General features: G+C 29.4%; 1 pseudogene. It reads left to right on the top strand.

Annotation, left to right across the window (positions count from 1 at the left end):
• Positions 1-186: 186 nt before the first annotated feature.
• Positions 187-337: pseudogene (locus KH400_RS25075) on the top strand (HTH-type transcriptional regulator Hpr); the annotation flags it as partial.

Genomic DNA, 337 nt, shown 5'->3' with positions numbered 1-337 from the left:
CGACTAGATTGTTCTACAAATAAAAGCAATGTTTTAATAACAATTTTCTAAAAGTTTATAATTAACAATTTTTTTTACTTTCTTTTTATTTCAATTCTTGTCATAATGTAAAGAAGAAAAATATCGGAAAATAACTTTTGGAAGAACAAGACAGAATTTACTAACGTCATACCTAGGGGGAGAAAGATGGATCAACAAGTACCTAGCTCCTTAAAACAATCAGTCATATTTAGTCATAAGGTAGCTCAATTAAGTAAAGCACTATGGAAGTCCGTAGAAAAAGATTGGCAAACATGGATCAAGCCATTTGATCTTAATATCAATGAGCATCATATTC

Origin of the sequence: Desertibacillus haloalkaliphilus, from assembly GCF_019039105.1 — a bacterium.
Classification (GTDB): domain Bacteria; phylum Bacillota; class Bacilli; order Bacillales; family KJ1-10-99; genus Desertibacillus; species Desertibacillus haloalkaliphilus.
The sequence above is the reverse complement of the archived record's forward strand: the minus strand, read 5'-3'. Positions and strand labels throughout refer to the sequence as shown.